General features: G+C 64.8%; 18 protein-coding genes. 10 read left to right on the top strand and 8 right to left on the bottom strand.

The window, feature by feature from the left end:
• The first annotated feature begins 93 nt into the window (after positions 1 to 93).
• From G6N81_RS08045 to G6N81_RS12970, 3 genes are all read left to right on the top strand, one after another.
• Complete coding sequence (locus G6N81_RS08045; RefSeq protein ID WP_165135385.1) at positions 94 to 876, top strand: hypothetical protein; 783 nt, start codon at positions 94 to 96, stop codon at positions 874 to 876.
• 46 nt (positions 877 to 922) lie between these two features.
• Positions 923 to 1,708, top strand: coding sequence for a hypothetical protein (locus tag G6N81_RS08040; protein WP_165135382.1), 786 nt, complete (start codon positions 923 to 925; stop codon positions 1,706 to 1,708).
• A 93-nt stretch (positions 1,709 to 1,801) separates the two neighbouring features.
• Positions 1,802 to 2,695, top strand: a complete 894-nt coding sequence (locus G6N81_RS12970; RefSeq protein WP_378732074.1) for a DUF222 domain-containing protein — start codon at positions 1,802 to 1,804, stop codon at positions 2,693 to 2,695.
• On the opposite strand, the gene G6N81_RS08030 is transcribed toward G6N81_RS12970, so the two are convergent.
• From G6N81_RS08030 to G6N81_RS08000, 7 genes are all read right to left on the bottom strand, one after another.
• Entirely contained in the window at positions 2,659 to 3,456 is a 798-nt protein-coding gene (locus G6N81_RS08030; RefSeq protein WP_165135376.1) for a glycoside hydrolase family 16 protein, read from the bottom strand. The genes G6N81_RS12970 and G6N81_RS08030 overlap by 37 nt on opposite strands.
• 66 nt (positions 3,457 to 3,522) lie before the next feature.
• On the bottom strand, positions 3,523 to 5,133 hold the full coding sequence (locus tag G6N81_RS08025) for an RICIN domain-containing protein (protein WP_206527855.1): 1,611 nt from the start codon (positions 5,131 to 5,133) through the stop codon (positions 3,523 to 3,525).
• 168 nt (positions 5,134 to 5,301) lie between these two features.
• Entirely contained in the window at positions 5,302 to 6,126 is an 825-nt protein-coding gene (locus tag G6N81_RS08020) for a hypothetical protein (RefSeq protein ID WP_165135373.1), read from the bottom strand.
• 109 nt (positions 6,127 to 6,235) lie between these two features.
• Entirely contained in the window at positions 6,236 to 6,418 is a 183-nt protein-coding gene (locus tag G6N81_RS08015; protein WP_165135370.1) for a hypothetical protein, read from the bottom strand.
• Between the two features lie 12 nt (positions 6,419 to 6,430).
• Positions 6,431 to 7,384: an ArsA family ATPase gene (locus tag G6N81_RS08010; protein ID WP_165135367.1), complete on the bottom strand. Its 954-nt coding sequence runs from the start codon at positions 7,382 to 7,384 to the stop codon at positions 6,431 to 6,433.
• Positions 7,375 to 7,635, bottom strand: coding sequence for a cory-CC-star protein (locus G6N81_RS08005; protein ID WP_165135364.1), 261 nt, complete (start codon positions 7,633 to 7,635; stop codon positions 7,375 to 7,377). The genes G6N81_RS08010 and G6N81_RS08005 overlap by 10 nt, the downstream gene beginning before the upstream one ends.
• Before the next feature lie 4 nt (positions 7,636 to 7,639).
• A complete protein-coding gene (locus G6N81_RS08000; protein ID WP_165135361.1) occupies positions 7,640 to 9,379 on the bottom strand; it encodes a carbon starvation CstA family protein in 1,740 nt (579 codons plus the stop codon).
• Positions 9,380 to 9,486: 107 nt separating this feature from the next.
• Here G6N81_RS08000 and aroQ point away from each other — a divergent pair, with 107 nt between their 5' ends.
• The 7 genes from aroQ (at position 9,487) to G6N81_RS12895 (ending at position 13,938) form a co-directional block, all read left to right on the top strand.
• Positions 9,487 to 9,924, top strand: a complete 438-nt coding sequence (gene aroQ / locus G6N81_RS07995; RefSeq protein WP_165135358.1) for a type II 3-dehydroquinate dehydratase — start codon at positions 9,487 to 9,489, stop codon at positions 9,922 to 9,924.
• Positions 9,925 to 10,041: 117 nt separating this feature from the next.
• Positions 10,042 to 11,037, top strand: coding sequence for a dihydroxyacetone kinase subunit DhaK (gene dhaK / locus G6N81_RS07990; RefSeq protein ID WP_165135355.1), 996 nt, complete (start codon positions 10,042 to 10,044; stop codon positions 11,035 to 11,037).
• Positions 11,037 to 11,687 carry a dihydroxyacetone kinase subunit DhaL gene (gene dhaL, locus G6N81_RS07985; protein ID WP_165135352.1) on the top strand — a complete coding sequence of 217 codons (651 nt, stop codon included), beginning with the start codon at positions 11,037 to 11,039 and terminating at the stop codon, positions 11,685 to 11,687. Before dhaK ends, dhaL begins: the two co-directional genes overlap by 1 nt.
• On the top strand, positions 11,684 to 12,418 hold the full coding sequence (gene dhaM / locus G6N81_RS07980) for a dihydroxyacetone kinase phosphoryl donor subunit DhaM (protein ID WP_165135349.1): 735 nt from the start codon (positions 11,684 to 11,686) through the stop codon (positions 12,416 to 12,418). The genes dhaL and dhaM overlap by 4 nt, the downstream gene beginning before the upstream one ends.
• 89 nt (positions 12,419 to 12,507) lie before the next feature.
• Positions 12,508 to 12,984 carry a DUF2306 domain-containing protein gene (locus G6N81_RS07975; protein ID WP_165135346.1) on the top strand — a complete coding sequence of 159 codons (477 nt, stop codon included), beginning with the start codon at positions 12,508 to 12,510 and terminating at the stop codon, positions 12,982 to 12,984.
• A 52-nt stretch (positions 12,985 to 13,036) separates the two neighbouring features.
• On the top strand, positions 13,037 to 13,801 hold the full coding sequence (locus G6N81_RS12900) for a histidine kinase (RefSeq protein ID WP_338143992.1): 765 nt from the start codon (positions 13,037 to 13,039) through the stop codon (positions 13,799 to 13,801).
• Positions 13,802 to 13,845: 44 nt separating this feature from the next.
• Entirely contained in the window at positions 13,846 to 13,938 is a 93-nt protein-coding gene (locus G6N81_RS12895; protein WP_338144012.1) for a hypothetical protein, read from the top strand.
• A 34-nt stretch (positions 13,939 to 13,972) separates the two neighbouring features.
• On the opposite strand, the gene G6N81_RS07960 is transcribed toward G6N81_RS12895, so the two are convergent.
• Positions 13,973 to 14,455, bottom strand: coding sequence for an aminoacyl-tRNA deacylase (locus G6N81_RS07960; RefSeq protein ID WP_165135343.1), 483 nt, complete (start codon positions 14,453 to 14,455; stop codon positions 13,973 to 13,975).
• Between the last annotated feature and the right edge of the window lie 27 nt (positions 14,456 to 14,482).

Genomic DNA, 14,482 nt, shown 5'->3' with positions numbered 1-14,482 from the left:
GTGGAAGTACGCTTATATATATGCGCCTACCAATGATCAGTATCTCCATCCTCGGTACAAGTGACCAGTAATCCATCGAGGAATTGGGTATTCATGTCAGCGCGTCGATCGGCAACGGTTGCCGGATTTGCTGTTGCGATCATGGCCATGACGGGGTGCTCTGGCGAGTCGCACGGCGTCCATTTTTCACGGAGTTCCGTTGACGTGCTGGTTGCTCCGGGGGATAGCTTCCCGGGAAACTTCGTCTTTCTCGCTCATTCATCCGATCCGATATGGCAGGGCATCGAGAACATGACGCTTTCCGGAGGCGGTAGGGATATCATCTTCGGAGCCAGCGCGATCACTGTTGAGCGTGGTGATACTGTCCGGGGAATGCGCCTCGGGAATCTGATGGTCGATATTCCAATGGGGAATGAGAGCATAGAATTCACGACAGTCGACATCAGCCTCGGAGGTGGAAGAAGTGATTACCGTACTGATGTCGGGTCGTGGCTGCTCGAACCAGAATCGGAATCGATCGTTCTGGGGCCGACCGAGGGGTTGCCTGTTGCTTCGTCTCGGTGCGGTGATTTCGAGTTCATGCTCAGTCAAGAATCGGGTGATCAGATCACCCCGATTGGTGTTCAAACCGGGGCCGACGGCACGCAAATAGAGAACGTATCACTTCCGCACGTGCTGTATCCAGGACAGAAGAGTGAGGCGAGTTTCACAATTGTTTGCGACGAGGATTTCGACGTCCACTACGTAACGCCGAGGCTTGTTTACACCGATGGAGACGGCGAGCGCGAGGCCGCCTTGATCTCGATGAATATCGGTCTCTTGGGGATAGATGATCATGCGATCGACCGTATTCTTGATCATCCCGCGGCGAACTGAGGTTCGAACCCTCCGCGAGGATCCGGTGAGGTTGGGGAGTAGACGCATGCGCAGGTCGATTCGGGCGCTCGTCGCTGCCACAGGGCTCGCCGTTCTTGGCGGGGTGGCCGGATGCGCTGGAGGTTCGGGTGCGGCGGACGTGGCGTTCGCCCATGTGTCTGGTGACGTCGTCGTGACACCCGTTGGCGCCGGCGATACGGCGACTCTGGTCCTCGTTGCTCCGCCGGGTAACGCTGTGTGGGAGCAGATCGACGAGCTTCACGTTGTGAACGATGCCGCCGATGGCGCGGCGATGGTCTTTGTCCCCGGCACGGACGAGCTTGAGCCAGGAGAGCGTCACGGCGGTGTGCGCTTCGGATCGATTTCCGTCGACGTTCCCGAGGACACCAGCGAAATGGAACTCAGCACGGTGAAGCTCCGAGTGGGCGACAGCGCCGACCTCGTGTCGTATGACGTTGGAGACTGGCGCATGACGCGTTCGGCATCCGACCCGGGGCTCCGCGCCCTGGATACGTACCCCGGTGTCCAGAGCTGTAGCAGCGTCCGGTTCGATGTCGAAGACGTGAACGGTGAGGATTTCGAGGTTCTCGATGTCACAACGGCCGCTCCGGGCCTCGGCTTTGTAAACGTCGACGTGCGTCCTCAGGCGGGGGGAGTGACGAGCATCGAGTTCGACCTCGACTGTGATGACGCATACGACCTGTACACCTTCTCGCCTCGCCTCAGCGTCGACCGGAACGGAGACGTGCAGGAAGAGGCGTTCCTTCCGATCACGGTGGGCACGTCCGAGCTGGCCAGCGATGAGGTTATTGCGCGCATCCTGGAGCGATGAGGTCGAGCAGTTTCGGCGGAAAAATAACGCTTGACGTGGTCTTTTTCGCTTCGTTTGTCAGGGGTGATTTTCTAGAATTGGGGTACGTCGCTTCTGGAATACCTCACCGGGGCGTCTCGGCCCGCGATCTACGCCCGTAAACGGCTCGACCGGTTCACCCGATGCGGTGTCAGCATTACGGGAGAAACACTCCCCGCGGTGTTTCCCGACGTCGGTGAGGCGCTCCTGGCCGGTGAGCTGGGTATCGACTCAGCCCTGTATGTCACCACCGCGCTCGACAAGGTCGCGCAGCGGGGAGCTGGTCATCCGGTAAATCTCGCCGCTGCAGAGCAGGGCATCGTTGCCCTCGCCACCCGCACCCCGCAGGACCTTGCAGCGGACGCGCCCGTTGCCACCCACCGCGATGTCGTCGACGTCACCGAAGTGTGGGTCACGGCCCTTGATCAAGACGGTGTGGACCCCGACGCCGAGCGCGCGGAGCGCGGCAGGGGTGTGTCGTTGGGGCGTGTGCGTGACGGGTTGGTGTCGCTGAGCGGGTATCTCGTTCCGGAAACCGCCGCGGTGCTGCAACGCCTATTCGATGCTCATTTCGCGTCGCCGGTGCGGTTCCAGCCCCACCCGGAAGAACAGCCCGCGGATGCGGAGTGGGACGACACCGAGAGCATCCCGGAGTTCCGGACCCTCACGCAACAGCGTCATGATGCGCTCACCAGCATCCTCCACGGGGCAGCAACCGCACCTGCCACGCCCCGAGCTTCTGTCTCTTCTCTACCACGACGCGTACGAACCGCGGATGGCCGCGTTTTGTGTGCTCGACTTTCAGGCACGAGGCGCGCTGAGCGACGGCGATCGCGCCGATCGTGCCCGGCTATACCTCGACCGCCACGATGCGATCACGACCTACAGAACGCATGCGCACCGGCGGCTGGAACGATCAGGACTAGAGCGCTTCAGCCTTCTTGCGGCCCCCACGCGCGCACCCGGTGAACGCGGGCGAATCGGGGAAAGGGGCCCGGAGCGCGGGACCCATCCGGGAGCGGAAGCTCATAGAGATTGAGCATGAGCTGCATCGGGTAGGTGATCCCCTGATCGACCGTGCGCACGAGATGCCCATCAACGAAGAATCGCGTTGCGTGGGCGAGCCGCTCGACGCTATACGTGTGCGCACCCAGAACATCATCAACGTCGACCGTCGCGAAATCGTCCTGGACCTCTGAATCACCGAACGGATGGAGTCCCATCCCCACACGACCGGAGGGGCGGGAGGCGGAGGGATCGATGAGATCGCGCCCGAATTGCTCCACGATGCACACCTCGGCCGAGCGCTCAGGAACGTCTTCGAGGCCGATCATCCACAGCGCGATGAGCGCCGACGGGTCTGAGACACCTTCGAGCGTCACTTCGACGACGCCCAGGCCCGCCGACCACAGGGTGCGCGGTTCGCGCGGGGTTCTGACGATGAGGTCGGGACGGAAACGATGCTGGCCTCGTTCGCTCCCGACTGGCCCGGACCCGACGCCGGTCTGCAGGTTGGAAACGCGCAACTCTCCGTTCCACTCTGGCGACCACGCCGGCTGATCCGCGTCAATGCGCAACTCCAGACCAACGCCCGTGCGATAGCGAGCCGCGCAGCGATCCGGTGTTGTCCACTGCGGAAGGTACTCCGGCAGCCATATGGCGGGATCGAGGACGGGCTGCGTGAAGTCGTCGTCGAGCAGGAGCCGGCGGTGCGTCAGATCAAGGTCCACACTTCACGATAGAGCTCGGTGAGTGCAGGCGGTGCCGGTGCACTCGCTCACCGGCACCGCCTGACGTCAGCACACGTTCATCGGTGTGTTGACGCGCGTAAGGTTACGGAACACGGAGTTCTGTCCGCAGGGGTTCTCGGTGATCGTCGTGTCGCGCAGGGAGAGGTTCTCCAGCGTGATGTCGCGATTGTTCGGGAACTCCGAGCGCGCCGCCAAGCGCACGTGTCCGGGGCCAGCGATGGTTCCGCCGTTCGTCCCGATCTTCACGTTGTAGCAGTTCTCGATCAGCACGGAATGGTTCCCCGTGTTGGCGATGTCAACGCTGCGGATCTCGGCTCCTCCGCTCTGTGAGACGCAGAAGACTCCGCGTCCACCGCCGCGCGCGACGACGCGGTCAACGTAGACGTTGGTTGCGAAGGAACCGTTGCTCAGGCGGCCGTTCGCGTTCGCCATGCGGAAAGCGGCATACCCTGTTCCCGTTCCGGCGCCGACGGCATCGATGAGGCCAACGTCGGCGTTTACCGTTGCGTTCAGGAGGAGCCCTGAGCCGCCAACATTTCGTGCGGTGATCGATCCGATCGTGAGACCATCAACGCCATAGGTTTCAACGCCGTGTCCGCCGGTGTTCGACACCCGCACGTCGTCGATGCGGACGTTGCGAACGGGAACCGACCGGTCGCCCGAGTGGTTGTCGATGCGAATGCCCAGGCCGCCGCCATCGATATCGATCTGCCCCAGGATGACGTTGCGCACGTCGCGCATGAAGATCCCGTACCAGGCGGTCCCCGCGATTCCGGCGTGACGGATCTCGATGTCATTCACTCCGCGCGCGTAGATCGGGGAGCGGTCGCCCCTTCCCTCGCCCGTCGCGGTGATCGTGCCGCACAGGTCGAGGATCGTGTAGCTCGGAATGGCAAAGCGGTCCGAGGCTGAGATTGTTCCCGAACCCCGCACAACGAGCCGCTGCTTCTGTGTGCGGTTCGGGGTGAGGCTGGCCGTGCCGGCGTTCAGCGCCGCCAGCATGTCGGTTCCGGTATGTACAACATTGCCGCCGCGACGCACGGTCCAGGTGTTGCCGTTCTTGACGGCTTCCGCGTCAAACGCTCCGGCACCGCACGTTGATGCGGCGGGAACGAGGTCCCACACCTGGTTGTTCCCGCTGTTGGCGTTGTACTGACTCAACCGCGCCAGAGGAGCGCCGGAACGCTCCCACACCTCGAGAGCCTTACCGCTGTTGCGGTTGATCAGCTGAACGCCGCCGTTGGTGTCGACAAGCCGGAACTGCTGGTTGGCTCGCTCATGCGGGGTGTACTGAACGATGTCCGCCCCGTTGTCCATCGAGGAACGCGAGACATCGATCGCTTTGCCGGAGTGCGCCGACACGATGCGGTAGTAGTCGCTGCCCATCGACTCAAATCGCCAGCGCTGCCAGGCCTCGTCCGTACGCGTGAACTGGACGATCGACGCGCCGTTCTCGGTTGAGGCGTTGAGAACGTCGGCCACTAAGCCGCTATGACGATTGACGAGCACATACTCGGTGTTTTCGTCGACGGTGGCCGCGTGTGCCGCTGGCGCCGCTGCCAGCGTCAGCGCCGAGACGGCGAGGGCGGCCGAGAGGAATGATGCGACGAGACGGCGCCTCGCGGGCCTATGCCCCTTTGGGAATATCTTCAGCACAGTGAGCTCCTTTGCTACGGAGTGCTCGACGAAGCCTGCCTTCGCCGCGCAACAATATGGCACGGGTAAGCGGTTTCCGAAAGGGGTGCGGCATCGAACGTGACAACGTTGCACAGGCGACGCCACGGCCGAGCGGGGGCGAATCGGTGGTGCGCGGCGGTGCGTCGTCTACCGCGCCGAGTCCAAGAAGTCCTCAGCGAAGGACACCTGGTCAGCGTCGCCGAAATCGATCGTTGTCCACTCGCCTGAACCCCCAAGGCGAGCTTCGACGCGGTGCGCCAAGCCGACCTCATCGATCCAGAAGCGAAGAACGGCGTCGCTCCCATCACCCGCGCGCCCGGACGACGCGGTAAACGGGGTGTCGTCGGTCGGGCCAGCGAACACGTCCAGGGTCACGCCATCAATCGACCTTTCGGCAAGCCACCGCGCATCGGTTTGCTGCAGAAGAGACGCATTGTCCGGGCGGTCCGAAACGATCGAGAGCCCCAGGGCAAGAACCGTGTGCAGCCGGGACTCGGCCGGTGCGAGATCTGTCGAACGCCAGTCTGGCGCTCCGTCGGCGAGACCGGGCGGCGGGAGGGGCGGCGAGGAGTCCTGTTGTGTCCAGGGAAGAACGCTGATTGATGAGTCCGTCCAAGCGATGAGGGATGTCTCTTCACGCGTGACGAGCGCGGAATACCCGAGCCCCGCCGAGTAGTCGATCCACCCCGTCAGCGAGGACTCCGTGCCGCTGTCCGTCACTACGGCGGAAAAAGAGCGCACGCCGGAGTTGAAGTTCAAAAAACGTGCCAGAGCGAGACGTTCTGCTTCGCTCGAAGTGAGCGTACGGGCATCCTCCGTATCGACCGGTGCTTCTTCGCCCGGCGAGCACGACAACAGCACGCTCGCGGTTGCCGCAAGAATCGCGATGCTGACGATGCGCCGGACTCGGCCAGCGCGAGAGGGCATCAGCGGGTGGGTGCCCCGACGTCGAGAGCTCGTGGTGAGGGGCATGGGGACGATGATAGGCGTATCTTTCGCGGCGGCGCGGAAAGGGTGAGCAGGCGGGTGAATTTCCGGATCGTGTGCCATTCGGCGAGAGCGTCGCTGCTCCCGCGTGGAGTCATAGCTTCTGGCGTGAGGACGTCAACGGATGAGTGAGAGGCGGCAGCAGTGGCAGCACGCCCGCAACCGCCGCGACGGGGATCGCGAGGAGCACATACATGCCGGTATAGGCGTCATCAAAGCCGAGCGCCGGCGCGATGGTTAGCAGCCACGCGGCGAAAAGGGGAGCAATGAGACACAAGCAACGCCCTCATCACGGGGCGGGTGTGAGTTCCGCGGCGATCGCTTCGAGCGCCGGGAGGCCAACAACCTCGTCGACGAGGGGAATGCGGGTGAGGGGTGCGCCGAGAGAGAGATCAGCGATCAGCGTATTCTCGCGCGCGCGGCGCAGCGGCATGAGGTCGGCGGGGGAGAGCCGGTTCGCCACCGCTCCGATCAGCACGATTCCCAGATCGCGTAGGCTGGCCGCCACCTCGATACTCTCCGCGATTGGCACCGGCTCGGCGACGAACACGAGCACGAACCCTGTTCGATCGCCGTCGTCCAAGAGGTCCCGGATCAGGGAGAACCGTGCGCGTCTGCGCAGCAGCATTCGCCGAAGTTCCGCGTCGCGATCGGACGTGTCCTTTGTGCCTCCCAGGGCGCCGTAGGCGGAACGAAAGCGCTCCGAGCGGTCGCGGTTGGCGAGGAGCTGTTCCGTCCACCCTGTCATGCGTTCCGGCATCGCGAGCAGGTGCAGAGTGTGACCGGAGGGGGCGGTGTCGAACAGGACGAGGTCGTATCGGTCCAGCCCCAGTTCCAGCGTTTCCGCGACGCGCTCGAGAACCGCCGATTCGTGTGTTCCAGGCGCATCGCGCGCCTGCTCGAGATGCGCCCGCGCGGCGCGGTGCAGCCGATCCGGCAGCATCCGCGTCATTGTTTCGCTGACAGCCGCGAGGTGCCGATCCACTGTCGCCGCCGGATCGATCTCGATTCCATCGACGCGCCCGGGCCCGTCGCCGGCGGCCCAGAGCAGCGTCGCGGAATTGCCGACAGCCCGCTGCCAGAGGTGCCCCAGGTTGTGGGCCGGGTCCGTGGACACAACGAGAACGCGGGCACCCTGGCGCGCTCGGGCAAGAGCGAGTGCGGACGTCAGCGAGGTTTTGCCGACCCCGCCCTTTCCGCCGACGAAGATCACCCGACGGCGAGCGATGTCGGTTAGCAGCATGAGATGTGATCCAGGGGGCTTCTGTCCATGCCGATACGGGTATGCCAGGCGTGGAAATCCTCGTACACCGCGGGCAAGAGTTCGACCGTGTGATATGCCGCGGGGTCGGGAACGCCCAGAGACTCCGCGAGAACCACCAGCATGAAGTGGTCGTCTTCGTCGCGCTGAGCCCGGGCCAACGTTGCCCGGTAGGGCCCGGCATAGAACTCATTCAGCCCGCGGAGAAAAGCGGCCCAGCGCGACGACGACATGCGGCTACCGGCGATCCGCCGTGGGAATGGTGCCAGTGACGTGGTCCATCAGATCCGAATCGTGCTCTTCTTCCGGCTCTTTTCCAGAACGCACCATCGCCACGATGCCCTCCGCAGCGACCCACACGGCGGCGATGATGATCAAGATGTCGATGATCAGCAGCAGCCAATTGGTGTCGACCCCACCGTTCCAGAACGTTCCCAGCTGGACGATCGCCGCCCAGAACGCGGCGACGAACACAAGTGTGAGCGGGATCAGCGCGACGAGGAAGTTGCGGCGTTTCCGGATCAGCATGATCGACACGATGATCAGGGTGAGCGAGGCGAGAAGCTGGTTCGTGGTTCCGAACAGCGGCCAGATGGTGAGCCCGCCCGAACCGTCGATGCCCTGGCTGAACACAAGCGCCATGCAGACCACAAGAACAAGAACGGTTCCGACGATCGTGTTGATCTTCAGGCCGACGATCTCACCCGCCTCCTGGAAGACGAAACGTAGAAGGCGCACGCCCGTGTCCATCGTGGTCGCCGCGAAGAGCACGGCCATCGTGGCGAGCACCGTCACGGACAGCGACGCGGGCAGGCCCAGCCCCATCTCGATGATGTTGCCGCCGCCCTCGACGAAGGCGTTGACACCGCCCTCGTTGAACGCGCTGTAGATCTCGTTCCAGCGTTCGACCGACTGGATGCCCGCCGTTGTCGCCAGGATGGCGCCAAGAGCCAGCATGCCCTCGCCGACGGCCCCGAAGTACCCCACGAATCGCGCGTCCGGTTCCTTGTCCAGCTGCTTCGAGGTGGTTCCGCTGGCGACCGCACCGTGGAAGCCGCTGATCGCGCCACACGCGATCGTGACGAACAGCAGGGGCCAGATCGCGGGCGTGCCATCGGGGACCGCGGTGTTGATCATCGGCGCGACGAAGCCGTTGTCGAAGAAGATGCCGGCGATCAACGTGCCAACGAACAGCAAGGCGAGACCGATGAACAGCTGCACCCCGTTGATGTAGTCACGCGGCTGCAGCAGCAACCACACGGGAAGCAACGAAGCGATTCCGGCGTAGAGGAACAGCGCCACGATCCAGAACGTCGCCGGGCTCATCCCGAGAATCGGATCGGGGAGAACAACGGGAACGTTGTCTCCGATGAAGATCAGCGCGTACAGCGCGACCACACCGACGATCGTCACCGCGCCCAGGTTCCAGCGGAACCGGTACACGGCCACGCCGATGAGGGCGGCAACGGGAATCGCGCCCCACGCGGGGATCACGGCCGACGGATTCCCGATCAGCAGGTTCTTGATGACAACGGCAAACGCTGCGATCACCATCAGCAGGAGGAGGGCGATGACGAGCAGGAAGACATACGATCCGCGACGACCGATGTACCGGCTGGCCAGCGCGCCGATCGACCGGCCCTTGTTGCGCTCCGACGCCCAGAGCGCGCCGAGATCGTGCATACCGGCGAAGAACACCGTTCCGATCGTCACCCACAAGAACGCGGGGAGCCAGCCCCAGATCACCGCAACGGCAGGGCCGACGATGGGGGCGGCGCCGGCAACCGACGTGAAGTGGTGACCCCACAGCACGAACTTGTTCGTGGGAACGTAATCGACGCCGTCTTTCTTCTCGTGAGCCGGGGTGCGGAACGCGGCGCTGAGCTGGAAGACGCGTCGGCCGAGGTAGCGGGAATAGATCAGGTAACCGCCCGCGAAAATCGCGAGACCGATGAGAAGCAGGAACACGGAGTCCATCGTTGAGCCTTCCGTCGTCGTTGACAGTGGCGCTCTCCGCGCCGGGCGGAGAGGCAAGGTGCTGTGGTGTCTCGAGAATAGCGCCACCGAGCCGTTACGGTTGTCGCATGAGTAACCGGATCCTTCTCGTCAACGGGCCGAACCTCAACCTGCTCGGAACACGCGAACCGGCTATCTACGGAACCGCAACACTCGCCGATGTTGAGCGCATCGCCCGGGATGCCGCGCAGGAGGCCGGGTGGGACCTGCGGGCCGTTCAGTCGAATCATGAGGGTGTGCTCATCGACGCGATCCATACTGCGCGCGAGGATTGTGCCGGCATCGTGATCAACGCCGGCGCGTACACGCACACCTCAATCGCGATTCGCGATGCTCTGCACGGTGTTGCGCTGCCGTTCGTCGAGGTGCACATTTCGAACGTGCACGCCCGTGAGGACTTTCGGCATACGTCCTATCTGAGCGACATCGCCGCGTGCGTCATCGTCGGCGCGGGCGTTGCGGGATACGCGGACGCCGTGCGACACCTCACCCGCAGCAGCGCCTGACTTCTCCGTCCCTATTGCGCGACGGCTGCCGATGGCCGAGCATGTTCGGCGAGGGCGGACATCGTTCCGCGAGGGCGGACATCGTTCCGCGCTGTCGAGGTCGAGGGAGATCGCACGATGAAAAAGCTCATCAACGCACCGGAGGATGTTCTCGTCGAGTCGCTCACGGGGGTGGCATTGGCGCACCCCGAGCTCTCGGTAGACCTGGAGACCCACGTGATCACCCGGGCGACGCCCAAGGCGGAGGGCAAGGTGGCCATCGTCTCGGGCGGGGGGTCTGGTCATGAGCCCCTTCATGGCGGATTCGTCGGGCCGGGCATGCTCGACGCCGCCGTCGCAGGAGAGGTCTTCACCTCGCCAACGCCCGACCGCGTTCAGGCCGCGACGCAGGCGGTCGACCGCGGGGCCGGAGTTCTGCACATCGTGAAGAACTACACGGGTGACGTACTGAACTTCGAGATGGCTGCGGAACTGGCCGCCATGGACGGTATCGAGGTGCAATCGATCATCGTGAACGATGATGTCGCCGTTCAGGACTCGCTGTATACGGCGGGGCGCCGCGGCGTTGGACTCACGGTGCTGCTGGAGAAGATCGTTGGTGCGGCGGCAGAAGAAGGACAGACGCTGTCCGATGTCGCGGATCTCGCGGCGCGCGTGAACGCTCAGGGACGCTCCATGGGAATGGCGCTGACCAGCTGCACGGTGCCGGCCGCGGGTAAGCCCACCTTCGATCTGCCCGATGACCAGATGGAGATCGGTATCGGGATTCACGGGGAACCCGGGCGTCACCGGGAGGCCCTGGCCCCCGCGAAAGAGATCGCCCGTCAGCTGCTCGAGCCGATTCTGGCGGATATCGACGTCACGGGATCCCCGGCGATCGTGATGCTCAATGGCATGGGCGCAACACCGCTGATCGAGCTCTATCTCATGTACGGCGAGGTTGCGGAGCAGCTGAAGGAAGCGGGTGTCACCATCGAGAGAAATCTGGTCGGCAACTACATCACCTCGCTCGATATGGCGGGGTGTTCGCTGACGGTGCTGAAAGCCGACGACGAGATGCTGCGGCTGTGGGATGCCCCCGTGCAGACCCCGGGCCTCCGGTGGGGCGTCTGATGGCGGGCGTTGTCACGATTGACGTCCTCCGCGAATGGCTCACGCGGTTCCGCGATGCTGTCACCGAACAGCGCGAGTGGCTGACCGAATTGGACTCCGCCATCGGTGACGCCGACCACGGTGCGAACATGGCGCGGGGGATGGGCGCCGCGGTCGAGAAGGTCGTCCAGGCGGCGCCCGAAAAGGTCGACGCGCTGCTGAAGACGACGGGTATGGCGCTTGTCAGCTCGGTCGGTGGAGCCAGCGGACCGCTGTACGGGACGTTTTTTCTCCGCGCTGGGGCATCAGCCGGACCCGTTTCAGAACTCGACGGACCAGCGCTCGCCGCGGCTCTGCGTGCGGGCCTGGGCGGAGTTGTCGACAGAGGAAAGGCCGAACCCGGGGATAAGACGCTGATCGACGCACTCCTGCCCGCCGTCGATGCCTTTGAAGTGGGCCTCGCGAGCGGCGACGAGGAACTCGCCGCCTCCGCCCGCCGGGCTGCTGATGCGGCGGCCGCGGGGCGCGACGCGACCCTGGACCTCGTGGCACGAAAAGGTCGGGCGAGCTACCTCGGTGAGCGTAGCGTCGGGCACCTCGACCCCGGTGCCGCGTCGACAACGCTGATGTTCGAGACTCTCGCCGACGCGATTGCGGAGAGTGGTCGATGATCGGCATCGTCGCCGTTTCGCACAGCGCACGGCTTGCCGAGGCAACGGCCGAGCTGGCGGCCCAGATGGTGCCGAAAGGCGGCGTTCCGCTTCGCCTTGCGGGCGGCGCCGGAACCGAGGCGGACGGAACTCCCATCCTCGGAACCGACGCGATGCTGGTGGCCACGGCGATCGACGAGCTCGCCCCGGACACCGACGGCGTGATCGTGATCATGGATCTGGGATCCGCCGTGATGAGCGCGGAAATGGCGCTCGAGTTCCGCACGAGTGACGTTCCGGTTCGCTTGGTTCCGGCCCCCTTCGTCGAGGGGGTTCTGGCAGCGAGTGTTTCTGCCGCGGGCGGCGCGTCTCTCGACGCCGTTGCCCAGGAGGCCGAATCGGCTCTGCTGGCGAAAACGGCGGTTCTTGCCCCCGCGCCCCCCAGCGCCGCACCCGAGGAAAAACCGAACCCCGAGTCCGAGATTGTGCGCCGCGTTCCCGTTCTGAACAGCCTCGGCATCCATGCGCGCCCCGCCGCGCTGATCGTGGGGGCCGCCCAGGGAGATCGCTCTGTGCGTCTGCGCGCCCTTCCTGGCGGGGCCGAGGCATCCGCCGCGAGCCTCACCCAGCTGCTCGTGCTCAGCGCGGCGAAGGGCGACGAGGTCGAGCTTCTCGGACCCGTCGCCTCCGAACAGGCGATCGACCGCATCGCCGCCCTCTTCCACGATGGTTTCGGGGAGCTGGAGAGCTAGGGTCGTCGTTCCGCGCCGCGCGATGAGGTGGGAGGAAACCGGCCATCCGGCCGAGGCGAGGATGTGCGCCGCGGGCGGAAGCTGGGGCCATGAACACGTCATCTCGTCTTCCGGCACGCGAGTGGTGGTTGCTTGCGGCGCTGCTGCTCTTGGCTATCATCCCCTCCATTGCGGGCGGTGCGCGTCTCGGTGACGCGGTGGTCAGTCAGGTGACCGCCGAGAACGCCCGGTTTGTTGCCGCCCTCATTCCCATCGTTCTCCACATCGTCGGAACCGCCACCCTCGCTTTTCTGACACTGGGCGTTGTCGCGATCCGTCGACGACGCTTCGCCGAGCACGGGGCGTGGATGATCCGTGCCTACGGGCTGGCGATGGGGGCGGGAACTCAGGTCCGAACCGCGGGTCTGCCGCTTGTCATCTTCGGGCCACCCGACGAACCGTCACGTGCCATCACGATGATCGCCGGCTGGGCGCTCAACGCCGCTATCGCCGAGGTGATCATCGTGCGGCGCCGAGTGCGATCAGGGCCGGGGGCTCCCGAGCACCAGAAGGTATCGGTACGGTGAGCGCTATGCCGTCGCCGAGGCGCTGCTGCGAACAGACCTCGCCTGGCCGCTCGTGTCGGCCCTGTTCACGATCGCGCTGTTGCCGGCGTTTCTCTGGCGGCGTACCGACCCGCTCGCCGCCGTCGCAGGGATCACGGTATTGTCTGTTGCCTTTCAGACCCCGCAGGCGATTGCGGGCGTTTCCGATGCGATGGTGTCCACCTTCATCGCCATCACCGTCCCGTACGCACTCTTCCGGTGGGGAACGGGAGGTGCACGGATCGTCGGCGGCGCGCTGTTGGGGGCGGGGCTGATCGTGTCCGTCGTGCTCGATGGATCGGGAGTTCCCGGGGCCATCGCCGGCCTTCTGTTCGTCGGCGGTGCCTGCATGTTCGGGGTGATCCGCCGCCAGCGGGTCGATGCTCGTCAGGGTGAGTATGACCGTATCCGCTCAGCGGAGCGTGAGGTGCTGGCACGCGACCTGCACGACACGGTCGCTCACCGCGTGTCGGCGATCGTGATTCGCGCCCAAGCTGCCAGGGCGATGCCGCCAGAAAGCGGTCATTCCCCGGGGAGACGACGCATGACGCGGGTGCTGATCGCCGACGATCAGCCCGCGGTTCGGGAGGGGCTGGCGCTTCTGCTCGAGTCACAGGGCTTCGACGTGGTCGGCCAGGCGGCGGACGGACACGACGCTGTTGCCGCGGGGGACGCGCTCATCTCACCGGGCATCACCGCCCGCCTTCTCGCGACGTTCGCCGGACGCAATGCCCACGCGCCCGCGGAGCCGCGATCTCCGCGGGAGGAGGATGTGCTGCGACTTCTGGCACGGGGTTGACGAATGCCGAGATCTGCTCCGAGCTCTTCCTGTCACTGGGCACCGTGAAGACCCATATCGGCGGAATCCTCACCAAACTCGGGGTCCGGAATCGCGTCGAGGCCGCCATCTGGGCCCACGACAGCGGCGTGGTCTGATGCGCCGCTCTGCGGGGCGTGCCGTCGTCGCCGGTTAACGAATGACGTCGATCGGCTCGGTGATATCGGCAACCGTCGCGTCGTATGAGGCCAGAAGCGAATCGGCGTCGACGAAGAGCGTGTGGCCGTGCGCACCAGCCCCCATCGAAATACGCTTCCCCTTCATGCGTTCATCGGCATATACGGGCCATTCGGTTGTCGAGCCGAACGGGACGATCGTGCCACGCACGTACCCCGTGGCATCGAGCGCCTGATCGGCGTCGGGCAGGCGCAGCTTGTTGACGCCGACCGTCTTGCGCAGTTTGGTCCAGGAGATCGCGCGATCACCGGGGACGAGCACGAAGAGGAACTGATCTCCCTTGCCCTTCACGACAAGCGTCTTGACGATGTCCGACGGATCGATTCCGCGGAGCGTCGCGGCTTCTTCGAGAGACGAGGCAGGCGGCGACTCTCGGATCTCGATGTCGACACCCCGACGGGCTGCGGCGTCTCGGACCCGCTGTGTGGGGTCTGTCATGGTTCCTCCTGCAAGAAACGACAAAGC

This window comes from Microbacterium amylolyticum (genome assembly GCF_011046975.1).
GTDB classification, from domain to species: Bacteria; Actinomycetota; Actinomycetes; order Actinomycetales; family Microbacteriaceae; genus Microbacterium; species Microbacterium amylolyticum.
This window is presented reverse-complemented; position numbering and strand designations above follow the sequence as displayed.